The following is a 22,271-nucleotide window of genomic DNA, read 5'->3' as shown; positions in this document are numbered from 1 at the left end:
AGGCGCGTCTCATCATTGCCTGTCAAGCAGCATCACCAAGCTCTGCCGCAGAAAGATCAATCATCTTCAGGGAACAAGCTTGTAGCCACCCGACTCGGTAATCAACAACTCCGCATTGGAAGGGTTTTTCTCGATTTTTTGTCGTAGACGATAAATATGGGTTTCGAGCGTATGGGTCGTAACGCCTGAATTATAGCCCCAAACTTCATGCAGCAGAACATCACGGCTAACCGGCTTGTCCCCCGAGCGATAGAGATATCTCAAAATCGAGGTTTCCTTTTCGGTGAGCCGCACCTTGCCGCCGGATTCATCTGCCAGAATTTTAGCCGCCGGCTTGAAGGTATATTGCCCCACGGTAAAGGTGGCATCCTCGCTATTTTCGTGCTGACGAAGCTGCGCTCTTATGCGCGCCAGAAGCACGGCAAAGCGAAAAGGCTTGGTGACATAGTCATTTGCCCCCGCCTCAAGACCAAGAATCGTATCTGAATCAGTGTCATGACCGGTGAGCATGATGATCGGAGCCCGGAAATCACCTTTCCGCAGCAATTTCACTGCTTCGCGCCCATCCATGTCAGGCAGGCCAACATCCATGATCAACAAGTCAAAATGATCCCCACGGGCAGCCTTTACGGCGCCAGCAGCACAATCGGCCTGAGTGATGTCGAATTCCTCATAGAGAGACAACTGTTCGATCAATGCTTCACGCAGCTCGGTGTCATCATCGACCAACAAAATCTTTCTCGCTGTCATCTCATGCTCCTGGCGTTGTCTTAGTCAGAAAATCACAATGGCCTGATTCAAGTCACACTGCGTATTCTATAGATAGAAACACTCACCGACCAGACAAGACCTAGCTCCACTTAAGGACAGCCTAAAGGAAATTCAATTCACAGCCAATCACGTCAGCGTCATGAACGCGTTATCCTTTTGCCATTGCTTAACAACACTCGATCTCGACCTTCTCAAGAAGAGCCATAGCCTCCTCGTCATCATACTCTTCAAACAGGTCCCGTATCAGGTTGATATGGGAGTGAACCAGAAACAAGGCATCTCCCGTTGCAGTATCGCCAGAGCGACTCTTTTCGATCTTTTCAAGAAAGGCTTGCCAATAAGCATTGTCGCTCGCTGGCCCCTTGGCCAACCGCTCGATGAAACCGACGATCCGTTCCGCATTCCTATCGCATTCAATGCCGATGAAACTGACATATCGATCCGTTGCTGTGTTGTCTTGGTCTTGTGACATCTTTCACCTTTGCCATCCACGGCAAATATTCCGCCGTCGCTTTTACATCTTGTTTCGCTGGTAGATCCACTCAGCTCCGATTTTGATGCAAGATGAATGCCGCTCAGTGGGCAGGCGAATAAAAATTTCAAAGACATAGATTCTTTTCACAATTGGCAGAAAAGAGCCAAAGGAGAAGAAAGATCAAAAGGATGATACATATTCCGATTGTAGCATTTATTTCCAGCCACCGACCTAACCACTGACAAAGAGCCCACAAAACGCACCTTTCGTTCTCTTTGCGACAATGCTACAGGCTTATAAGGAAAGACGGGTAAGGGGGAATAGAAATGGCAGGATTTTTAAGCACTATCACCATTCGCCAGAAACCGGGCTATAACAGCAAAGGCCTGCTGACATTTGGCAACCAGACCCTCTCTTGTGCTCTTGGTCGCAGTGGCATGGGGCCAATCAAGCTTGAGGGCAATGGTGTCACCCCCATTCTGACAACCCGCATGCTCTATGGTTTCTATCGCCCGGATAGAGAAAAGCGCCCTCTCTCCGCTATTCCCTTTTATCCCATGCAAACAGACATGGGCTGGTGCGACGAAGCAGAGCACAGATGCTATAACCGATTGGTTTCTTTGCCTTTTGCATCTTCACACGAGACCATGTGGCGCGAGGATCCACTCTATGATCTGGTGATCGTGCTCGATATCAACATAGCCCCGCGCGCCAAAAGACGCGGCAGCGCGATTTTCATGCATGTGGCAAGAGAAGGCTATATGCCAACCGAAGGCTGTATCGCCTTGAAGAAAGGCGATCTGCGGCGCTTGCTTGGCTGGATGTCTCCTGAAACCAGAATTGATATCACCCGTTAGATCTTGGATCTGGAAAAAAGAACGGAGGCTTGATGCCTCCTTAATCCTTCTTTTGCTTACGATGACCGAAGATGGCACTGCCAACGCGGACATAGGTGGCACCCTGTTTGATGGCTTCGGTATAATCCGAGCTCATCCCCATGGAAAGCTCTTTGATGTCATTGCGTTTGGCAATCTTACGCAGCATTTTGAAGTGAGGCTTCGGGTCTTCATCAAACGGCGGAATGCACATCAAGCCGCGGATGCTAAGGCCCAACTCAACCTGGCAAAAACCAATAAAATCATCAGCTTCATCTGGCAGGATGCCGGCTTTTTGCGGTTCTGCACCGGTGTTGATCTGGATGAACAGATCCAGTTCCCGGCTTTGCTTTTCCATTTCCACCCGGATGGAACGCGCAATCTTCTTGCGATCGATGGTATGAATGACGTCAAACAGCGCAACCGCATCCTTGGCCTTATTGGACTGCAGCGGCCCGATAAGGTGCAATTCAACACCCTCATAGGCTTCGCGCAATTGGGGCCACTTGCCCTTGGCTTCCTGAACCTTGTTTTCGCCAAAGACCCTTTGACCGGCCTTCAAGGCCTTTTCGATCACGTCTGCATCGAAGGTTTTTGAAACAGCGATGAGTGTTACGCTCCCATCCTCCCGTCCGGCTTCCTTTTCGCACTCCGTTATGGCTTGTTGAACCTCTGCCAAATGGGACGATATACTCATCTTGATTTTTTATACCTCTTGAAAGCACTTTCGGCGATTTGATTGATAGCTCTAGCTCGAAAATGCGCCTAACTGATGCAGAATATGATAATTCCAGCGTCCACATCATATGGATGAGTTGTTCACTGGTCCAGACACTTTATGCGTTGATATGCCTGCATTATGCACGATAAATTAGCCTCAACGCGCTCTCATCGCAAGATTGAACCGCATCAGGGCCAGATCTCACCTTAAAGGACTTGACGGAAGGTATGAATTCTGTTGATGGTCGGGCCTGAAAGTGACTTGGAGCGCATCCCCGGAAAGTCGCTCGACTTTTTGCATTGGGATTCGCGTAAATACAGATGAATAGAGCATTTTCGCTGATTTCTGAATTACCGAAAATGCTCTAGAGACGAGGCATTGGCGACGATCCATGGCTAATGAACGCTACAACGCACGCGAAGCGGAAGTTCGCTGGCAAAAGACCTGGGATACCCAGAAAATCTTCCAAACCACGAATGAAGACCCACGACCAAAATACTACGTGTTGGAGATGTTCCCCTATCCATCCGGTCGCATTCATATCGGCCATGTGCGCAACTATACCATGGGCGACGTCGTCGCCCGCTATAAACGCGCCAAAGGCTTTAATGTCCTGCACCCGATGGGATGGGATGCATTCGGCATGCCGGCGGAAAATGCCGCCATGCAGAACAAGATCCACCCCAAAGACTGGACTTACGAAAATATCGCAACCATGCGCGCCCAGCTGAAGCTGATGGGCCTGTCGCTGGATTGGGAACGCGAATTTGCAACCTGTGACGTGGATTACTACCATCGTCAGCAGATGCTCTTCCTCGATTTTGTCGAGAAAGGCCTCGCCTATCGCAAAAACGCCAAGGTCAACTGGGACCCGGTAGACCAGACGGTTCTGGCTAACGAACAGGTCATCGACGGCAAGGGCTGGCGCTCCGGCGCTGAAGTGGAACAGCGTGAACTGACACAGTGGTTCTTCAAAATCACTGATTTCGCTGACGATTTGCTCTCCGAAATCGACAATCTGACCCGCTGGCCTGACAAGGTGCGCCTGATGCAGCGCAACTGGATCGGTAAATCCGAGGGCCTACAGGTCCGCTTCCAGTTGAGCGAAGAAGTGCATGGCCATAGTGAAGTGGAAATCTTCACCACCCGCCCTGACACGCTGTTTGGTGCATCCTTCATGGGCCTGTCGGCAGACCATCCACTGACCAAGGAACTGGCCAAGGACAATGCCGAACTGGCAGCCTTTGTTGAAGAATGCCACAAGATGGGCACCTCCGCGGCAGAGCTGGAAACTGCCGAGAAATTTGGTTTTGATACCGGCCTAAAAGTTGTCCATCCTCTTGATTCTTCAATTGAATTGCCGATTTACGTCGCCAACTTCATCTTGATGGATTACGGTACCGGCGCCATCTTTGGCTGTCCGGCCCATGACCAGCGTGACCTTGATTTCGCCCGCAAATACGGGCTGACGGTTACCCCTGTTGTGCTGCCGAAAGACGCAGATCCGGCAAGCTTCACAGTCGCTGATGAAGCCTATACCGGTGAAGGTACCATCTTCAATTCCGAATTCCTCGATGGCATGAGCATTGACGCTGCCAAAGACGCGGTTGCTTCCAAACTGGAAGCCATCATGATCGGTGACAAGCCTCAAGCCTTGCGCAAGACCCAATATCGTCTGCGTGACTGGGGTATTTCCCGTCAGCGCTATTGGGGTTGCCCGATTCCGATGGTCCATTGCCCCGATTGTGGTGTGGTTCCAGAGAAAAAAGAAAACCTGCCAATCAAGCTGCCGGACGACATAAATTTTGACAAGCCGGGCAACCCGCTTGACCGTCATCCGACCTGGCGGGATTGCACCTGCCCCAAATGCGGCAAGGCAGCCAAGCGCGAAACCGACACCATGGACACCTTCGTGGATAGTTCCTGGTATTTCGCGCGCTTTACTGCGCCTTGGGAGACCAACCCGACCGACAAGAAGGCTGTCGATGAATGGCTGCCGGTTGACCAATATATCGGCGGTATCGAGCATGCTATTCTGCATCTGCTCTATTCCCGCTTCTTCGCCCGCGCCATGTGCGAAACCGGCCATATGACGGTAAAAGAGCCCTTCCAGGGCCTCTTCACCCAAGGCATGGTCGTGCATGAGACCTATAAAGGTGAAGATGGTCGCTGGGTATCGCCAGCAGAGATCACCATTTCTGAAAAAGACGGCAAGCGCAGCGCAGTCCATAAGGAAACCGGCGAAACCATCACCATCGGCTCTATCGAGAAGATGTCGAAATCCAAGAAAAATACCGTGGATCCGACCGACATCATCGAAACCTACGGCGCCGACACGGCCCGTTGGTTCATGCTCTCTGACAGCCCTCCGGAACGCGACGTCATCTGGACCGAAGCTGGCGCAGAAGGCGCCCACCGTTTCATCCAGCGCATCTGGCGTCTGACACTTGATGTATCTGAATTCCTTGATTTTTCTGCGCTTTCCAAGCCAGAGAGCCTGTCTGGTGAAGCCCTTGCCTTGCGCAAGCTGACCCACAAGACACTGGCAACCGTGGAAAGCACCATCGAGCAGCTCGGCTTCAACCGTGCCGTTGCCCAGATCTATCAGCTGGTCAATGCCATCGCGTCCGCAGCCAAGAAGGAAAAGCTCGATAAGGATGCATCCCTTTGCTGGGTTGTTGATGAATCCATGCAGCTTCTGTTGTTGATGTGCTCCCCGATGATGCCGCATCTGGCCGAGGAATGCTGGTCGCAGTTTGGCAAGGAAGGTCTCGTTTCCACGCAAAGCTGGCCACAAGCGGACAGCGCCATGTTGACGGAAGACGAAATTACGCTGCCCATTCAGATCAACGGAAAAAAACGCGGTGAATTAACCGTTGCCGCGGACGCAGATAAAGATACAATCGAAAAGGCTGTACTCGCATCTGAACCCGTACTCAAAGCACTGGATGGCAAGGCTCCGCGCAAGGTCATTGTCGTGCCCAAAAGGATCGTCAATGTTGTTATCTGACAATCATAACAAGACGAAAATTCTGACCCTGGCCCTCTTTGTGGGCCTGGGTCTTGGCCTTTCTGCCTGTCAGGTTCGTCCACTCTATTCCTCGAACACGACAACAGGCCAAACGCTTGCAACAGAGCTTTCCGCGGTAGAAATTGCCCCTGCTGACAATCGTATCGAACAGGAAATCCGCAACAATTTGATCTTCGCCTTCACAGGCGGTGGGTCGCCAGAAGCACCCGCTTACAAGTTGGTTCTGGATACCAAATCCACCAGCGATGATCTGACCATTGAAAGCGGGACCGGCCTTGCAAAAACCACCCGTGTCAGCATGACCGCGACCTATACACTCATCAAGCTTTCTGACAAATCTCTGGCAACCAAGGGTTCCAGCTATTTTACGGCTGAATTTGCCCGCAGCACCCAGCGTTTTGCCAACGATCGAGCCAAGCTTGATGCAGAAAACCGTGCGGCTGAACAAATTGCCAATGATATTCAGCTGCGCTTGTCTGCTTTCTTTGCGGCAGGCACATAATATCGGATTAAGGCCGTCCGTATTTGAAGAACAGACGGCCTGATGTCCTGTTTTCCGACTGCAAAACCCGTTTTTCAAAGGCAAACAATGGCGCAAATCAAGACCAATATGGTCGATAGCTATCTGGTCAAACCCAATTATGCCCATAAGGTCATTTTGATTTATGGCCAGGATACGGGTCTTGTTACCGAACGCGCCGAACGCCTTGCAAAAACCTATCTCAAGGACAATTCAGATCCCTTTGCAGTGATCCGTCTGGATTCAACGGATATCGCCTCTGACCCTCTGCGTCTGGCCGATGAAGCCAATACCATTTCGATGTTTGGCGGCAACCGCGTCATCACCATCCAGATGAGCGGCAGCAAATCGATCATGCCGGCGTTGGAACCCGTTTTGTCCACTCCGCCTCAAGATGCCTTCATCATAATCAAGGCGGCTGATCTTAAAAAATCGGCCCCCTTGCGCAAGGCTATAGAGAAGGCACAAAGCGCAGTCACCCTGCCCTGCTATATGGACGCCCGAGAGGCTCTCAACGGCATCATAGACGAAGAATTAGCCCTCTCACGCCTGTCCATCACAAAGAATGCCCGAGCGATGCTTCTGGACAATCTGGGCGCCGACAGAATGGCCTCTCGTGCCGAGGTTCAAAAGCTCTGCCTCTTTGCCATGGATGATGGGGAAATCACCGAGCAGCATATCGAAGATATCGTCGGCGATGCTTCCAACCAACAGATTGATATGATTGTTGATTCTGCCGCGCTTGGAAGAACTGGCGAGTTGGATCGACGCCTTGAACAAATTCTGGGTTCCGGTAATCATCCTGCGGTTATCGGGTCGGCAGCTTTGCGTCATTTTCAGATGCTCGAGCGCGCCCTGAGCCTGATGGACAAAGGCACTCCGCCCCCCTCAGCGCTCGATAAGGCGGCCCCCATGCTGCATTTCAAGCGCAAACCGCTTATTCAGAGCCAATTACGTATATGGGACAGCAAAAAGGCGTCCCGGGCCTGTGAATTGCTCTCTCAGAGCCTGGCAAACAGCCGCAAGCATTATCAATTGGCCCCCACAGTGATCTCCGAGACCCTTCTAATGATTTCGGCAACAGCACAGCGCAGCAACCGCTAAGCCACATTATTCCTGTCTGGATATTGTTTCACGTGAATCGTTTTTTGAATCAGTAAGTTGCTTTTACCGATCTCTCATTTTGTGAAAACAAATAGAGATAGATCCCTCTGTACTCTCCTGATCAGTATTTCAATGAATCACTAAGCCACAGCCAAGCCAGCACCCCAAGTCAAACTCGTTTCACGTGAATCAACCCGATTGGTCCATGCGCCCTCTAGGTCCTAAACACGCGCCGAGAAAATAGCGCGAAGAACTCTCTCCACTGTCTTTTCACTGCCCGAGATTGACTTTAATTTTTAATCATTTGAACCTATTGCGACTAACAAAAGCATAAAGCCGATCGGGTAAGATTTGCAATACGACCCCAACGTCTGGAAAACATAATGACACTCAACAGAATCCGGAAGAATGGGTCCCATGCAGCCTATTTTGCCATGATTACCGTCTTTTTGGATGCCTTCGGAATCGCCTTTATTTCACCAGTCCTACCGGATCTCCTGGAAGAAATAACAGGAAGCAACTTGGGCAACGCAGCAATCTATGGCGGCTACTTGACTTTCATCTATGCTTTCATGCAATTCATTGTTTCGCCCATTTTGGGAAATCTCTCCGATAGCTTCGGCCGCAGACCAATCCTTGTTGTTTCCCTTGGCGCATTGGGCATTGATTATCTGATAATGGGTTTTGCCAATTCCCTTTGGCTGCTGTTTTTTGGCCGCTTTATTGCCGGGATTTTTGGCGCAACCCACGCCACGGCTTCTGCCTTCATTTCAGATATCTCGAACGGAAAGCAGCGCACACGCAATTTCGGCCTGTTGGGTGCCAGCTTTGGTGCCGGATTTGTTGCTGGCCCCTTGATTGGTGGCATGCTTACAGACTATGGCGTACGCGTGCCCTTTTTTGCAGCTTTCTTCTTGATATTACTGAATTTTATCTACGGACTATTCATATTTCCCGAAAGCCTGCCCAAGGAGAAAAGGCGGAAATTTACGCTGACCGGCGTCAATCCCTTCAAGGGACTTGCCGAATGCACGCGCTTTCCATCCATAATGCCCCTGTTTCTGGCGCTCTTTCTCTTTCTCATCGCGGACCATGTTTATGTGTCTGTGTGGCCTTATTATACGCGCGAGGCCTTCGAATGGAGCAGCCGCCAGGTCGGACTAACCTTGGCCATCTTTGGCTTTTTTCATGCCCTTACACAGGCTTTTCTAGTCGGCGTTCTTCTCAAAAAACATGATGAATTGACCATCGCCTTGATTGGTATTGTCAGCAGCGCGGCAATCATGGCGACACTGCTCTTCATCACTCAGGGATGGGTCATCTATGCCTTCTTGCCTTTCACCGCGCTTGGTGGATTGGCGACACCCGGACTGCAATCTCTCATGACCCAGAGAGTGCCGGCAACCCATCAGGGACAATTGCAAGGTGGAATTGGCAGCCTCACCAGTCTCACGACCGTTCTGAGCCCACTGATCATGACCCGCACCTTTTATTTCTTCACTCAGGACCATGCTGCCTACTATCACCCCGCAGGCGTATTCGGCCTTTCTGCCTTCGTATGTCTGTTGGCAATAATCCCTCTGTCCTGTTTTACCAAACGCCATCGACGCAAAAACCAGCGTTAAGTGCCTAATCTTCTGGCCAAAGACCGATATTTCAATAACGTAGGCAACAAAAAAGGGAGCCTTTTTGGCTCCCTTTTCTACAAAATCTATCGATAAACGCGACTTATTGATTTTCCAAAATCGCGATAATCGCATCGAGCTGCTCAAGAGATTTATACTGAATCTTGAGCTCCCCACCCTTTTTCTTGGGTGCGATAAAAACATTCCAGCCGAGGCGATCCGTCAAACGCTTTTCCAAGGCCACCGTATCCGCATCTTTTTCTTTTTTCGGCTTTGGTTCCTTGACCTTTTCCTTTTCCTGACCAGCCTTTTCAGCATCGCGTACTGTCATACCGTCTTCAACGATACGGCGCGCCAGCTCCTCGGGATTCTCTGCCGTGATCAAGGCGCGAGCATGGCCAGCGGTCAGCTCACCCTTTTTGAGATAATCCTTAATGCTTTCAGGAAGCTTCAACAGCCGCAAGGTGTTGGCCACATGAGAGCGGCTCTTGCCAATAACGTCAGCGAGTTCAGCCTGCGTATAATCAAACTCGGCGATCAACTGATCATAGCCAAGTGCTTCTTCCAGTGCATTCAGATCCGCACGCTGAACGTTTTCGATGATCGCGAGTTCAAGCGCTTCTTTGTCATTTACATCATGAATGAGAACAGGAACCTCGTGCAGGCCAGCTGCCTGGGCGGCGCGCCAACGGCGCTCGCCAGCAATGATCTCGTAGGAATCTTCTTCATCTTTCACCGCACGACAAAGAATAGGGTTCATGATCCCCTTTTCCTTGACCGATCGGGTCAGATCATCGAGATCTTTTTCAACGAAATCCTGACGTGGGTTCCGCGGGTTAGGCCGTAAAAACTCAATAGGAATACGCCGTTGAGAGCGAGCTCGCTCAATCGCCTGCGCTTCATTATCCATATCTCCGATCAGAGCCGCCAATCCACGCCCCAAACGTTTGCCTTCAGCTGGTTTTTTTGCCATTTTTCCGCATTCCCATCAAACCCGTATAGCCCCTAAGCAACCGGGCCAGACTTCCCTTTGTCACAGTTATGCTGACCCGACAATCAGGCAGCCTTGTTACGCAATTTCTTCTCGCGCTGGATAATCTCCGATGCGAGTTTCAAATAAGCCTGACTGCCCGAGCATTTCAGATCGTAAAGCAAAGCCGGTTTACCATAGGATGGTGCTTCAGAAACGCGAACATTGCGCGGAATAATCGTCTCATAGACTTTATCCCCCATATGCTCGCGCACATCTTCAACCACCTGATTGGACAGATTATTCCGGCTGTCATACATGGTCATCACGATGCCATGGATAGAAAGTTCAGGGTTCAGTGCACCTTTGACCTGATTCACAGTTTGAATGAGCTGGGTCAAACCTTCAAGCGCGAAGAACTCGCATTGCAGTGGAACAAGAATGGAGTGCGCTGCCGCCATCGCATTGATGGTCAAGAGGTTGAGTGACGGCGGACAATCGATCAACACATAAGTGAAACGCTTTTCTTCTGGGATCTCATCACCCATTTTTCCATGTGTTTCGATGGCCTTGCGCAAACGGAAAGCGCGGTCCTTATCACCCGAAATTTCTTGTTCAAGCCCGAGAAGATCCATCGTCGACGCTGCAACAGACAGACGCGGCACGGCAGTCGGGATGGCAGCTTCCATCAGCGTTGCTTCATTAAGAAGCAATTCGGCGGTAGAAACCTGACGCGCCTGACGATCGATACCCAATCCGGTACTGGCGTTGCCCTGAGGATCGACATCCACGATGAGAACCGTTTCTCCAATCGCCGCCAAAGCGGTACCCAAATTGATTGCAGTTGTTGTTTTCCCTACGCCGCCCTTCTGATTAGCAAGAGTCAGAACGCGGGGAGATTCAGGCAGTGAACTCATAAAGTGGCCTCACTTCGCATTTGTTTCACTATGCGTTTTTGGGTGATAAGCGGCGCAGAATAACGATCCGCGCTTCGGGATCCGTTCTGCTCACTTGTTGTACCAGATCTATATTCCAGCTAACACTGGCCTCACGCAATTCTCGATCAAAGTCCCGACCTTTGTGGAAAACACCCACACAAGTTTCACAAATGTGGGGATGAACAAAAGAACAGAGTTTATCGAGAGAAGCCAGGGCTCGGGCGCTAAAGGCATCCACCGGACCAGACCAGTCTTTTAATACCGATTCGATCCGGTCTCCATGAACGACGACATTGAGCCCCAACTCGCGGGCAACTGTCTTGAGAAATGCACCCTTCCGGCCATTGCTTTCGATCATGTGAACCGAGTAATCCTCACCCGTATCAGCCAGCAGAATGGCAGTGACCAGCCCCGGAAATCCGGCACCAGACCCAAGATCGATCCAATGGCGCGCTTGAGGATAAGCCGCATAGATCTGCACACTGTCCGCTATGTGGCGCACCCAAATTTCATCAAGGGTTTTCGGAGCCACAAGATTCTGCGCTGGCTGCCACTTACGCACCAGAGCCTCATAGCGACCTAGCTTTTCCAGTGATTCACGTGAAACCGGAAGCATTGAATTGATCAACTCAATACCACGTTCCTTAGCGTCCATATGATCTTTCCATTTCTTTCAAACCGTCTGTAGGAGCGCAGCACCCTGCCCGCCAGAAAGCCGGTATCTATCAACATTACATACGCTTGCTATGTGCCAGAACAAGCGTCAAAGCCGCCGGCGTCATTCCATCGATACGCGAGGCCTGTCCAAGGGTCTGCGGACGGACATGCTTGAGCTTCTGCTTTAATTCGTTGGACAGTCCGTTGATATCTTCAAAGACAAGACTGGATGGAATCACCAAGGCCTCATCCTTCTTGAAGGTCTCGATATCATCAGTCTGCTTTTTCATATAGACCTGATAGAGCGCTTCGATCTCAAGCTGCTTGCGAACCTTGGGTGAAAAATTCCCAAATTCGGGCCACACTTCGGTCAATCGATCAAGGGTCAAATCCGGATAAGCCAGAAGCTCATAAGCTGTGCGGCGCTGACCATCCTTGTTGATTTTAAGACCAACCCGTTCCGCTTCATTTGGCGTCAGACTCTTTTCCTGAGCAAGAGCTGTAATGGCCTGAAGTTCTTCTTTCTTCTGTCCGAAAGCCTTACGCCGTTCTTCGCCGATCAGACCCCACCCATCAGCCAGATCCGTCAGGCGCTGATCGGCATTGTCCGCACGCAGAGAAAGACGATATTCCGCCCGCGAGGTAAACATCCGATAGGGTTCCATCACACCGCGTGTAATCAGGTCATCGATCATCACGCCGATATAGGCATCGGATCGTCCGAGAACCACACCATCCTGATCACCACATTGACGCGCCGCATTCATGCCCGCAATCAAACCTTGAGCCCCGGCCTCTTCATAGCCGGTCGTCCCATTGATCTGACCGGCCAGATACAAACCGGACACGCGCTTGGTTTCAAGCGTCGCCTTCAGCTCGGTCGGATCGATATAGTCATATTCAATCGCGTAACCATATTGCTTGATCTCGACATTCTCGAGACCCGGGATAGACCGGATATAGGCATCCTGCACATCTTCCGGTAACGAGGTTGAAATACCATTGGGATAGATCGTGTCAACGTCGAGCCCTTCAGGTTCAAGAAACACCTGATGCCCATCCCGATCACCAAAGCGATTGATTTTATCTTCGATAGACGGACAGTAGCGCGGCCCTACCCCTTCGATTTTACCCGAATACATCGCAGACTTATGGATATTCTCACGAATGATCTGGTGTGTCTTAGGAACGGTACGGGTCACATGACAATCAATCTGCGGTGTCGCGATAGCATTCGTCAGGTAGGAAAAAGCCACAGGCTCATCATCCCCTGGCTGTGTACCAAGAGAAGAATAGTCAATCGTGGCACCATTCAGCCGCGCCGGAGTTCCTGTCTTCAAACGCCCTAATCGAAAATTCTCCGACATCAAACGCAAAGACAGATCATTGGCCGCTGGATCGCCCATGCGCCCGGCCGAGAAACTTTTTTGCCCGATATGAATAAGCCCACGCAGGAAAGTCCCTGTCGTCAAAACGACCGCACCGCAGGCAATTTCCTTGCCACCAGACAAAGTCACGCTGGTGACGCGCCCTTCATCAATGGACATATCGGCGACTTCCCCATCGACAATAATAAGATTGGGAATGTCAGCCAGAAGCGCCTGCACGGCATCTCGATAGAGCTTACGATCTTCCTGCGCGCGCGGTCCCTGAACCGCAGGCCCCTTGCGCCGATTAAGCAGACGAAACTGGATCCCGCCCCTATCCGCAGCAAGCCCCATGACACCGCCCAGAGCATCGATCTCACGAACGAGGTGACCTTTACCCAATCCACCGATTGCCGGATTGCAAGACATCACACCGATTGTCTGTCGACTATGAGTCACCAACGCAACCGTCGCACCAACACGCGCAGCGGCTGCTGCAGCTTCAGCACCTGCATGACCACCACCAACAACCACTACATCAACTCGGTTCATCCATATCCTCTTATGTCTTTAGTCAACATCGGACAGAGCATTGTCATCGGTACGAGCCCGAACGCCAAGAAGACCTTCCCTAAAGCGTTAACTCGCAGACCCCAATTCTTCAGAACTTGTTTACATCCCTCATGATAGCCTGAATCGGGTCGAAATTCAGGATTCACGTGAAACACGTCAAACCCGCAGATTTTCGCTATATAGCACGGATTCACGTGAAACTATTGGGACAAATTCCTCGTTTGATGATTCACGTGAAACAGAGTCAATCCTGAATTTAAAAAACTATGTTTCACGTGAAACGATCCACTATTTACCCACACAGAACTGTGAAAAAATCACGCCGAGCATTTCCTCGACATCAATTCTTCCAGTGATCTTCCCCAACTCATCCCCAGCTTGACGCAAGAATTCTGAGCGAATTTCTATAGGCGACTCTGTATAGATAAGGGAATTATTAACATTATCCACACAGGAGAGCAGATATTTTCTGTGACGCTCACGGGTTATAAGCACATCTTCAGCCCCATCAAACAGGGACTCTATTTGTTTCACAAACGAATCGTAAAGGAAATCCATCCCTTTGCCTGTTTTAACCGAGGCTGAAAAGACCATTTCCTTATCATCGCCTTTACCATTGGCATGAAACGGATCCGAATCGATTCGATCCTGTTTGTTAAACAGAACCATTCGTCGTGCGTGACTGCTCAGCTCCACCCGTTCCTCAGGATGCGTACCATCCACAACTTCAATCAACAGATCCGCATTCTCGCTTTTTTCCAAAGCGCGACGTATCCCTTCCCGCTCGACGACATTGTCTGACTCTCGCAAGCCAGCCGTATCAATCATCGTCACCGGGTAGCCTTCGATATCCAGATGCAGTTCCAAAAGATCGCGCGTCGTTCCGGCTTCTTCGGTCACGATGGCCACATCCCGTTTGGCAAACCAATTAAGCAAGGACGATTTTCCCGCGTTGGGATGACCGGCAAGCACCACGGTCAATCCGTTGCGCAGGCGCTCCCCATGATCGGCCTTGGAAAGGTGACGTTCGATATCAGCTTTCAACTCTCTCAACTTGGGCCAGATCACATCGGAAATCGCGCCCGGAATATCTTCTTCATCAGAGAAATCCAGTTCCGCTTCAATCATGCTTCGCGCCTGAAGCAAAATCTCCCGCCAGCCATCAATGACACTCTTATGGGCCCCACTTGCCTGACGGATTGCCTGTTTGCGCTGATTTTCGGTTTCCGCCTGAATGAGATCGGCCAGCCCTTCGACAGCTGTCAGATCATATTTCCCATTTTCAAACGCCCGCCGTGTGAACTCCCCTGCTTCGGCCAGACGACAACCTTCGAACCGACCCAGAATTTCAAGCATCGCCTTGACCACTGCCCGCCCGCCATGAAGATGAAACTCGACAGCTTCTTCGCCAGTAAAAGACTTGGTATCTGGGAAAACAATAACCAGTGCCTGGTCGATGATGTCACCACTATCAGGATCAGACAGATCACGCAGGGCCGCAAAACGGGGTTTGGGTTCCTTGTCGATCAGCTTGTTCATGACGAAACGCGCCTTGGGGCCGGACAAACGAATCACGGCAACACCAGCCGGAACCGCTCCGCTGGATAGGGCAAAAATGGTATCTTGCGTCATGAGATCAATCCCTGCGCCCCAAAAGATGCGGGTCGCATACTGTGCATTTGCAATGTTGATTGTTTCAGAACCGAATCCATCTGCATCAACCGGCCTGCCAAAAGGTCAGATCTACGCCCGTTATGCGGACCTGACCATCAGGCTGACAATCTGGTTATCCCATCGATTTCGCAGAAGATCCGAATATATCAAGAGCAGGTTTTTCGGTGATCCAGAAGAGAAGATCACAAAATGAAAGCCGCCCAACGACTGTCAGACGGCTTTCTAATCTTTTACATGCGATTGAGCAAGCCCAATTTACAAGCGGATGCAGGACATCAGGTATTCATATTGTCGAAGAATTCCGCATTGTCCTTCGTTGCACGCAATTTATCGAGCAGGAACTCGATGGCATCAACATTGCTCATGGCACCAAGAATACGACGCAGAACAAAGACCTTCTGCAAATCTTTCTTGTCGACCATAAGCTCTTCCTTACGGGTACCCGATTTGAGGATATCCATGGCAGGGAAGATACGCTTGTCGGAAACCTTACGATCAAGAACGATTTCGGCGTTACCCGTGCCCTTGAATTCTTCGAAGATAACCTCGTCCATACGGCTACCCGTATCAATCAGGGCGGTGGCGATGATCGTTAGCGATCCACCTTCCTCGATATTACGGGCTGCACCGAAGAAGCGCTTCGGACGCTGCAACGCGTTGGCATCCACACCACCGGTCAAAACTTTACCGGAAGAAGGAATAACCGTGTTGTAGGCACGCCCAAGACGCGTGATGGAATCAAGCAGAATAACCACATCACGGCCGTGTTCGACCAGACGCTTGGCTTTTTCGATCACCATTTCGGCAACCTGCACGTGACGGGAAGCCGGCTCATCAAACGTAGATGAGACCACTTCACCATTCACCGTCCGCTTCATGTCGGTCACCTCTTCGGGGCGCTCGTCAATGAGCAACACGATAAGGCAACTGTCCGGATGGTTGGCCGTGATTGATTTTGCGATATTCTGCAAAAGAACGGTTTTACCGGTACGCGGCGGCGCAACGATCAAAGCACGCTGACCCTTACCAAGCGGAGCGACCAGATCGATCACTCGACTGGACATGTCTTTCCCGGTTGGATCAGTCGCCTCAAGTTTGAAGCGGTCATCAGGATGCAACGGCGTCAGATTATCGAAATGAACCTTGTGACGCGCCTTGTCCGGATCTTCGAAATTGACAGTATTCACCTTCAGAAGGGCAAAGTAGCGTTCGCCTTCCTTCGGGCTGCGAATATGTCCTTCCACCGTATCCCCCGTACGCAAGGAAAAGCGCCGGATTTGGGAAGGTGAAATGTAGATATCATCCGGGCCAGGCAGATAGTTTGCATCTGGCGACCGCAGAAAACCGAAACCGTCCTGTAGTACCTCGACGACACCTTCGCCGATGATATCTGTTTCTCTTTCTGCAAGCTGTTTGAGGATCGCAAAAAGCAGTTCCTGCTTTCGCAGCGTACTGGCATTTTCGACCTCGAGCTCTTCAGCAAAATTCAGTAGCTCTGTTGGAGATTTTTTTTTGAGTTCTTTTAGTTTCATTTCGCGCATAGCGAAACTCTCATATAAGGGATAAGCAACCAAGGGAAAAAAGGTAGGAAGAAAACAAGGCACTGTTGTTTGTTATTGTGCCTCGCTAGAACCCCGGAAAACAAAGGAAAGAAAGCGTCTCCAAGGTATTCATCGTTAGAAACGATTTCGCGGAACATAGCTGCTTCGCATAGACTGGGCAAGCCCTGTGATACAAAAATATGACGCGAGACCAGATGAAAGAGCCAAATTGAGACGAATTGCTAGTCTCAAACCCCGAATTTGCCGTCAGTAAAAGGGTTTAACAACAGCCAGAATGACGATAGCCACCATCAACAGCGTGGGAACTTCGTTGAAATAACGATAGTAGACATGGTCTTTGCGATTTTCATCAGCAGCAAAGACACGCACATAGCGTGCACACACCATATGGTAAGCGGTCATCAGGCTTACAAGAAGAAACTTGATATGAAGCCAAATGGCATCAGCAGTCCAAATGCCATGACCAAAGGCCAGCCACAAACCGAAAATCCAAGATGCAATCAGAGAAGGGTTCATGATGCCCTTCAGCAATTTTCGTTCCATGACCTTGAATATTTCAGATTTCTCAGACCCGACCTCAGACATTGCATGATAGACAAACAATCGCGGCAAATAGAAAATCCCTGCCATCCATGTGATGACAGAGATGATGTGAAGGGCCTTTGTCCACTCATAGGGAAGAAATTCCAGAAAATCCATTTCAGTCCTCAATTCACTTGAACAAAAGCCCGGTCATTTGCTCGTTCAATATCAAGCTTAACCCCTATAGGAACGCACGCGCTGAATCAGTCGATGAACCAGATCGATATTGCCTTGCGGGGAAATACCATGACCCAGATTGAAAATAAAAGGTCCGTTGCTCCAAGACGCCATGATCCGGTCAATGGATTCATCCAGATGTCGTTCATCAGACATCAACAAGGTCGGATCCAGATTACCCTGCAAAGCCACTTTCGGCTGCAAGACATCCCGCGCCCAGTCCAGTGGTACGGTCCAGTCCAACCCGATGGCATTTACGCCTGTGGCCTCAACAAAATCAACGAGCCGCACACCCGCCCCTTTTGGAAAGCCGATAATCTTCGCGCCCGGAATTTGAGCGCGGACACCCGCCACAATTCTGGCGATGGGATCACGGGAAGCCGAAAGATAGAGCGCATCATCCAGCACGCCCGCCCAGCTATCAAAAATCTGCACCGCGTCAGCGCCTGATTGCAGCTGTTTGACCAGATACAGGATGGATGCTTCAACCAGCACATCGATCAAGGCATGAAAAGCTTCGGGATACTTGCGAGCGAACAAACGGGCAGGAGCCTGATCCGGTGTGCCATGGCCTGCGATCATATAGGTGGCAACGGTCCAGGGAGCACCACAAAAACCAAGAAAGGTGGTTTCCCCCGGTAGCCCTTCTCGAATCTTTCCAATTGCTTCAAAAACCGGATTTAGATTCTCCAGAACGATCGAAGGGTCGAGATCCTTGATTTCTTCAGGAGAGATCGGATCAAGCTGCGGACCTTCCCCTTGAACAAACCTTACCGAACGCCCAAGTGCATCGGGAATTACGAGAATATCGGAAAACAGAATGGCTGCATCAAATCCAAATCGACGGATGGGCTGAAGGGTTACTTCGCAAGCCAAATCAGGATTGTAGCAAAGGGAGAGAAAACTCCCTGCCTCTGCTCTGGTAGCACGATATTCAGCAAGATATCTTCCCGCTTGCCTCATCAACCAGATAGGAGGAACTTTCTCAGTCTGGCCATTGAGCACGTTCATCAAGCGTCGATTGTTCACGAATTTTGTCTCCCCGTTTGCAGTCCGAATTGAGCACGATTCCCAACAAACTTCCTAATAAAATATTTAAGTTTTAGAATCTGTTTCTTCTTTTAGACCGTGGATTGTGGGAGTTATTTTTGGCCCACACATTGCCCACAATGACTCTTGAACAACTGTGATTCAACAGTCCTTACCTTCTAGTAACTTTTAGGGACCAATGGGGACAAGTCTTGTCTGAGGCAGAATTCTGCGGAGTCTTCTGTGGTCAAATCTGGGGGCTTTATGGAGACAGAAATTGAGCAAAGTTTAACAAAGTGTGTATTAACTGTTTGTTAACCTCAGTAAACAGAGTGTTAATAAAACAGGCGTTGCTCAACTCAGCTTGGGGATTAATAAATGGTTAACGGGCATGAAAAGCCAAGCTCGGGAAAAACGGCTTGATTATCCCCTGTTGCCCACACCCCCTGTTGAAGAATCGATTGTTGGAGCCGGTCTTAACCCTCTATTAAGACAGTCTCATGACGGAAATTGCTGTTTTCCGGCCTTTTCAGCCTGTGTAAATCGTGACAGAGGGGAAAGATCCACAACAGCCGTTTTGTTTGACGCCTGCTTGCTCTAAAACTCGGATCATCTTCTCAACGGTTGGACCTTTTTCATGATTCCATTGATTCTAGCTTCCAAAAGTCAGGCTCGGGCACAGCTCTTGTCCAATGCCGGCCTTTCATTTGAGACATCGGTTGCGCAAATTGATGAGCGCGCCGCCGAACAGCCTCTATTGGCAGCAGGGGCCTCTCCTGCCGATATCGCAACTCTGCTTGCTCAGGTGAAAGCAACCGAAGTGTCCGTTCGCAATCCTGGTGCGCTGGTCATCGGTGGGGATCAGACATTGGGCTTTGGGGATAAACGCTTCAACAAACCAGAAGACGAAGCCGCCGCGCGCCGCCAACTGCTGGAATTGGCCGGTCAGAGCCATCAGCTGAACTCGGCTGTGGCTTGTGCAAAAGATGGGGAGATCCTCTGGAACCATGTTTCGACAGCTACTCTCACCATGCGGCCATTGAGCCCGGAAGAGATCGGGCGCTATATGGCGCGCGTTGGCGATCAGGTGCGCTCCAGCGTTGGCTGTTACCAGTTGGAAGGGCTTGGCGTGCAATTGTTTGAAAAGATTGATGGCGACTATTTCACCATCCTGGGATTGCCCCTACTCCCATTGCTCGACTATTTGCGTGACCAACAGGGACTGGATTTCTGATCATGACCAAAACCAATTCATCCAGTGCGCTCTCCTCCAGTGCGCCCAAAGCCTTTGTCATTGGCTGGCCCATTGAACAATCCAAATCACCGGTCATTCATGGATATTGGCTCAAAAAGTTCGACTTTGCCGGCTCTTATGAGAAGATTGCCGTTGAGCCGGACGCATTGGGCAGCTTTATTGCAGAGATGAAAAACAAAGGATTTGCCGGTGGCAATGTGACAATCCCGCACAAACAGGCGGTTCTGGCCTTTGCCGATGTGGTTCATCCTGCGGCCAAAAGACTTCAAGCCGCAAATACCCTTTGGTTTGAGGATGGAAAGCTCCATGCTGACAATACTGATGGCTACGGCTTTCTGGCCAATCTTGATCAGCTACAGCCCGGTTGGGATAGCAAAAAGGGCGGCCACGCAATGGTGTTGGGCGCTGGGGGCGCAGCACGACCCATCATCAATGGCTTGATAGAGCGTGGTTTTTCGACCGTTACGATAGCGAATCGAACAAAAGAAAAAGCAGAAGTGCTCGTAAAGCTTTTCACAGAGCTTGGATATGACGATCATTTGCAGTGCATCGAATGGGAGGAACGGTCTGAGCAGCTTTGCGATATCGATCTGCTTGTGAACACCTCGAGCCTAGGCATGATCGGTCAGCCACCTCTAGAAATTTCCCTTGCCGCTCTGCCCGCCTCTGCATTGGTGACTGATATTGTCTACAATCCCCTTGAAACGGATCTGTTGCGGCAGGCAAGGATGAGAGGCAATTTGGTCGTTGATGGGCTGGGCATGCTGCTGCATCAGGCAGTCCCGGGCTTTGAACACTGGTTTGGCAAGCGACCCACAGTGACCGAAGCCTTGCGCGAAGAGGTGCTGGTGCAGCTTTAGGAGACACACATGATCAAGATCGGCCTTACAGGCTCCATTGGCATGGGCAAAAGCACCACAGGACAGATGTTCGTGCAGCGTGGCTGTCCGCTTCACGATGCAGATGCCGTGGTTCATGAGCTTTATCATGGTGAGGCAGTGCCATTGATTGAAGCCGAGTTCCCCGGAACCACCGGGCCTCTGGGGGCCGATCGCGCGGTGCTTTCTCAAAAGGTGATCGGAAATCCGGAAGCCATGCGTCGGCTGGAAAGTATCATTCACCCTCTCGTGCGGGCCGAGGAAAGGAAATTCTTCGAGAAAGCCCAATCGGATAAGGCCGACATTGTTGTTCTGGATATCCCCCTTCTTTATGAAACCCATGCACAGGACCGTGTGGACGTCGTTGTTGTCGTCTCCGCTGATGAGAGTATCCAGCGGAGGCGTGTGCTTGAGCGTCCGGGCATGACAGCCGAAAAGTTCGAGGCCATCAAGGCCAAGCAGATGCCCGATGCAGAAAAACGCAGCCGCGCCGACTATGTTATCGACACTGGCAAGGGGCTGGAAGCTGCTGCCCGGCAGGTGGAAGCAATTCTGGATGATGTCAGAAGCCGCTTTGCACAAACGGGCGAATAGATCATAGTCTGCAAAGTGATTTGATTTGGAAGAGAGTTTGAAATGGCGCTAAGGGAAATTGTATTCGATACGGAAACGACCGGCCTTGATGTCATGACTGGCGACAGGATCGTGGAAATCGGCTGTGTTGAACTCATCAACCATTTGCCGACCGAGAATAACTTCCACGTTTATATCAATCCAGAACGCGATATGCCCGAAGAGGCCTTCCGGGTGCATGGTCTTTCAGAAGAATTTCTCTCGGATAAACCGAAATTTGCTGAAATCGCCAAGGATTTTCACGACTTCATCAAAGACACCGTGTTGATCGCCCACAACGCCAGCTTCGACGTGAAATTTCTCAATTGGGAATTGGATAAAGCCGGTTTTCCCAAGATCAAGAATGATCTTGTCATCGATACGTTGGCCATGGCGCGCCAGAAATTCCCCGCAGGTCCAAACAATCTCGATGTTCTCTGTAGTCGCTTTGGTATTGATAACTCCAAGCGTACCTTGCACGGAGCCTTGCTCGATAGTGAGATTTTGGCCGATGTCTATCTGGAATTGATTGGTGGCCGCCAGACCAGCTTCATGCTGTCCAATGACCAGCAGAATGATTCCGATGGCGAGGATTGGGAAGCGACACGCGTTCGCAAACCTGCCAAGGCACGTCCCTCTCCGCTGCCTACAAGGCTTACGGAAGAGGAAATTTCAGCACATCGCGTTTTTCTTGGAGAGCTAAAAGGCGAGATGATCTGGTCACACTATATGCCACCGGAACCTGGTGAAGAAGCAGATCAGGATCAAACTGAGGCATAAGGCTTGCTTGATACACGGATTCACGTGAAACGGGATCGCAATTTTCAAAATTGAGCAACAAAAAAGCCGACCGGATAAACCGGTCGGCTTTTGTA

General features: G+C 50.6%; 20 protein-coding genes. 9 read left to right on the top strand and 11 right to left on the bottom strand.

The window, feature by feature from the left end:
• Positions 1–66: 66 nt before the first annotated feature.
• Together ACKPCT_RS17940 and cowN are read right to left on the bottom strand one after the other, a co-directional pair.
• Positions 67–750 (bottom strand): response regulator transcription factor, encoded by a 684-nt coding sequence (locus ACKPCT_RS17940; protein WP_090072303.1) that lies wholly within the window; start codon positions 748–750, stop codon positions 67–69.
• A 187-nt stretch (positions 751–937) separates the two neighbouring features.
• The gene (gene cowN / locus ACKPCT_RS17935) at positions 938–1,243 is read right to left on the bottom strand and encodes a N(2)-fixation sustaining protein CowN (RefSeq protein ID WP_090072305.1); all 306 of its coding nucleotides are present in this window, start codon (positions 1,241–1,243) and stop codon (positions 938–940) included.
• Positions 1,244–1,572: 329 nt separating this feature from the next.
• On the opposite strand from cowN, the gene ACKPCT_RS17930 reads away from it, so the two are divergent.
• Complete coding sequence (locus tag ACKPCT_RS17930) at positions 1,573–2,103, top strand: L,D-transpeptidase family protein (protein ID WP_319567563.1); 531 nt, start codon at positions 1,573–1,575, stop codon at positions 2,101–2,103.
• 40 nt (positions 2,104–2,143) lie between these two features.
• On the opposite strand, the gene ACKPCT_RS17925 is transcribed toward ACKPCT_RS17930, so the two are convergent.
• Positions 2,144–2,818, bottom strand: a complete 675-nt coding sequence (locus ACKPCT_RS17925) for a YggS family pyridoxal phosphate-dependent enzyme (RefSeq protein ID WP_090072306.1) — start codon at positions 2,816–2,818, stop codon at positions 2,144–2,146.
• Between the two features lie 415 nt (positions 2,819–3,233).
• Here ACKPCT_RS17925 and leuS point away from each other — a divergent pair, with 415 nt between their 5' ends.
• From leuS to ACKPCT_RS17905, 4 genes are all read left to right on the top strand, one after another.
• Positions 3,234–5,852, top strand: coding sequence for a leucine--tRNA ligase (gene leuS / locus ACKPCT_RS17920; RefSeq protein WP_319567562.1), 2,619 nt, complete (start codon positions 3,234–3,236; stop codon positions 5,850–5,852).
• Positions 5,839–6,375 (top strand): LPS assembly lipoprotein LptE, encoded by a 537-nt coding sequence (gene lptE, locus ACKPCT_RS17915; RefSeq protein WP_319567561.1) that lies wholly within the window; start codon positions 5,839–5,841, stop codon positions 6,373–6,375. Before leuS ends, lptE begins: the two co-directional genes overlap by 14 nt.
• A gap of 87 nt (positions 6,376–6,462) precedes the next feature.
• Entirely contained in the window at positions 6,463–7,497 is a 1,035-nt protein-coding gene (gene holA, locus ACKPCT_RS17910; protein WP_319567560.1) for a DNA polymerase III subunit delta, read from the top strand.
• Between the two features lie 383 nt (positions 7,498–7,880).
• Positions 7,881–9,122 carry a TCR/Tet family MFS transporter gene (locus ACKPCT_RS17905; protein ID WP_319567559.1) on the top strand — a complete coding sequence of 414 codons (1,242 nt, stop codon included), beginning with the start codon at positions 7,881–7,883 and terminating at the stop codon, positions 9,120–9,122.
• 103 nt (positions 9,123–9,225) lie between these two features.
• On the opposite strand, the gene ACKPCT_RS17900 is transcribed toward ACKPCT_RS17905, so the two are convergent.
• The 8 genes from ACKPCT_RS17900 to hemE form a co-directional block, all read right to left on the bottom strand.
• Positions 9,226–10,095, bottom strand: a complete 870-nt coding sequence (locus tag ACKPCT_RS17900) for a ParB/RepB/Spo0J family partition protein (protein ID WP_090072316.1) — start codon at positions 10,093–10,095, stop codon at positions 9,226–9,228.
• Between the two features lie 83 nt (positions 10,096–10,178).
• Entirely contained in the window at positions 10,179–11,009 is an 831-nt protein-coding gene (locus ACKPCT_RS17895; RefSeq protein ID WP_090072318.1) for a ParA family protein, read from the bottom strand.
• Positions 11,010–11,037: 28 nt separating this feature from the next.
• Positions 11,038–11,685: a 16S rRNA (guanine(527)-N(7))-methyltransferase RsmG gene (gene rsmG, locus ACKPCT_RS17890; RefSeq protein WP_210186730.1), complete on the bottom strand. Its 648-nt coding sequence runs from the start codon at positions 11,683–11,685 to the stop codon at positions 11,038–11,040.
• Between the two features lie 76 nt (positions 11,686–11,761).
• The gene (gene mnmG, locus ACKPCT_RS17885) at positions 11,762–13,606 is read right to left on the bottom strand and encodes a tRNA uridine-5-carboxymethylaminomethyl(34) synthesis enzyme MnmG (RefSeq protein WP_319567558.1); all 1,845 of its coding nucleotides are present in this window, start codon (positions 13,604–13,606) and stop codon (positions 11,762–11,764) included.
• Positions 13,607–13,915: 309 nt separating this feature from the next.
• Complete coding sequence (mnmE, locus tag ACKPCT_RS17880; RefSeq protein ID WP_319567557.1) at positions 13,916–15,259, bottom strand: tRNA uridine-5-carboxymethylaminomethyl(34) synthesis GTPase MnmE; 1,344 nt, start codon at positions 15,257–15,259, stop codon at positions 13,916–13,918.
• A 317-nt stretch (positions 15,260–15,576) separates the two neighbouring features.
• On the bottom strand, positions 15,577–16,842 hold the full coding sequence (gene rho, locus ACKPCT_RS17875) for a transcription termination factor Rho (protein ID WP_090072325.1): 1,266 nt from the start codon (positions 16,840–16,842) through the stop codon (positions 15,577–15,579).
• A gap of 267 nt (positions 16,843–17,109) precedes the next feature.
• On the bottom strand, positions 17,110–17,562 hold the full coding sequence (hemJ, locus tag ACKPCT_RS17870; protein ID WP_090072327.1) for a protoporphyrinogen oxidase HemJ: 453 nt from the start codon (positions 17,560–17,562) through the stop codon (positions 17,110–17,112).
• Between the two features lie 57 nt (positions 17,563–17,619).
• On the bottom strand, positions 17,620–18,651 hold the full coding sequence (gene hemE / locus ACKPCT_RS17865) for a uroporphyrinogen decarboxylase (protein ID WP_090072329.1): 1,032 nt from the start codon (positions 18,649–18,651) through the stop codon (positions 17,620–17,622).
• 637 nt (positions 18,652–19,288) lie between these two features.
• Here hemE and ACKPCT_RS17860 point away from each other — a divergent pair.
• From ACKPCT_RS17860 to dnaQ, 4 genes are read left to right on the top strand one after another with little or no spacing between them, the layout of a single operon-like run.
• The gene (locus tag ACKPCT_RS17860; protein ID WP_319567556.1) at positions 19,289–19,885 is read left to right on the top strand and encodes a Maf-like protein; all 597 of its coding nucleotides are present in this window, start codon (positions 19,289–19,291) and stop codon (positions 19,883–19,885) included.
• 2 nt (positions 19,886–19,887) lie between these two features.
• Complete coding sequence (locus ACKPCT_RS17855; protein ID WP_319567555.1) at positions 19,888–20,766, top strand: shikimate dehydrogenase; 879 nt, start codon at positions 19,888–19,890, stop codon at positions 20,764–20,766.
• 9 nt (positions 20,767–20,775) lie between these two features.
• The gene (gene coaE / locus ACKPCT_RS17850) at positions 20,776–21,378 is read left to right on the top strand and encodes a dephospho-CoA kinase (protein WP_319567554.1); all 603 of its coding nucleotides are present in this window, start codon (positions 20,776–20,778) and stop codon (positions 21,376–21,378) included.
• Between the two features lie 42 nt (positions 21,379–21,420).
• Positions 21,421–22,176, top strand: coding sequence for a DNA polymerase III subunit epsilon (gene dnaQ / locus ACKPCT_RS17845; protein ID WP_090072335.1), 756 nt, complete (start codon positions 21,421–21,423; stop codon positions 22,174–22,176).
• Positions 22,177–22,271: the final 95 nt, after the last annotated feature.

The sequence above is a fragment of the Cohaesibacter marisflavi genome (assembly GCF_963665895.2).
Lineage (GTDB): Bacteria > Pseudomonadota > Alphaproteobacteria > Rhizobiales > Cohaesibacteraceae > Cohaesibacter > Cohaesibacter marisflavi.
This window is presented reverse-complemented; position numbering and strand designations above follow the sequence as displayed.

Bases quoted from the DNA above. Each gene is read 5' to 3' on its own strand.
- mnmG (WP_319567558.1), bottom strand. From the start codon at position 13,606: ATGAACCGAGTTGATGTAGTGGTTGTTGGTGGTGGTCATGCAGGTGCT.
- ACKPCT_RS17925 (WP_090072306.1), bottom strand. From the start codon at position 2,818: ATGAGTATATCGTCCCATTTGGCAGAGGTTCAACAAGCCATAACGGAG.
- lptE (WP_319567561.1), top strand. From the start codon at position 5,839: ATGTTGTTATCTGACAATCATAACAAGACGAAAATTCTGACCCTGGCC.
- cowN (WP_090072305.1), bottom strand. From the start codon at position 1,243: ATGTCACAAGACCAAGACAACACAGCAACGGATCGATATGTCAGTTTC.
- dnaQ (WP_090072335.1), top strand. From the start codon at position 21,421: ATGGCGCTAAGGGAAATTGTATTCGATACGGAAACGACCGGCCTTGAT.
- ACKPCT_RS17905 (WP_319567559.1), top strand. From the start codon at position 7,881: ATGACACTCAACAGAATCCGGAAGAATGGGTCCCATGCAGCCTATTTT.
- holA (WP_319567560.1), top strand. From the start codon at position 6,463: ATGGCGCAAATCAAGACCAATATGGTCGATAGCTATCTGGTCAAACCC.
- leuS (WP_319567562.1), top strand. From the start codon at position 3,234: ATGGCTAATGAACGCTACAACGCACGCGAAGCGGAAGTTCGCTGGCAA.
- ACKPCT_RS17940 (WP_090072303.1), bottom strand. From the start codon at position 750: ATGACAGCGAGAAAGATTTTGTTGGTCGATGATGACACCGAGCTGCGT.
- rho (WP_090072325.1), bottom strand. From the start codon at position 16,842: ATGCGCGAAATGAAACTAAAAGAACTCAAAAAAAAATCTCCAACAGAG.
- ACKPCT_RS17930 (WP_319567563.1), top strand. From the start codon at position 1,573: ATGGCAGGATTTTTAAGCACTATCACCATTCGCCAGAAACCGGGCTAT.
- ACKPCT_RS17860 (WP_319567556.1), top strand. From the start codon at position 19,289: ATGATTCCATTGATTCTAGCTTCCAAAAGTCAGGCTCGGGCACAGCTC.
- mnmE (WP_319567557.1), bottom strand. From the start codon at position 15,259: ATGACGCAAGATACCATTTTTGCCCTATCCAGCGGAGCGGTTCCGGCT.
- coaE (WP_319567554.1), top strand. From the start codon at position 20,776: ATGATCAAGATCGGCCTTACAGGCTCCATTGGCATGGGCAAAAGCACC.
- hemJ (WP_090072327.1), bottom strand. From the start codon at position 17,562: ATGGATTTTCTGGAATTTCTTCCCTATGAGTGGACAAAGGCCCTTCAC.
- ACKPCT_RS17895 (WP_090072318.1), bottom strand. From the start codon at position 11,009: ATGAGTTCACTGCCTGAATCTCCCCGCGTTCTGACTCTTGCTAATCAG.
- ACKPCT_RS17900 (WP_090072316.1), bottom strand. From the start codon at position 10,095: ATGGCAAAAAAACCAGCTGAAGGCAAACGTTTGGGGCGTGGATTGGCG.
- ACKPCT_RS17855 (WP_319567555.1), top strand. From the start codon at position 19,888: ATGACCAAAACCAATTCATCCAGTGCGCTCTCCTCCAGTGCGCCCAAA.
- rsmG (WP_210186730.1), bottom strand. From the start codon at position 11,685: ATGGACGCTAAGGAACGTGGTATTGAGTTGATCAATTCAATGCTTCCG.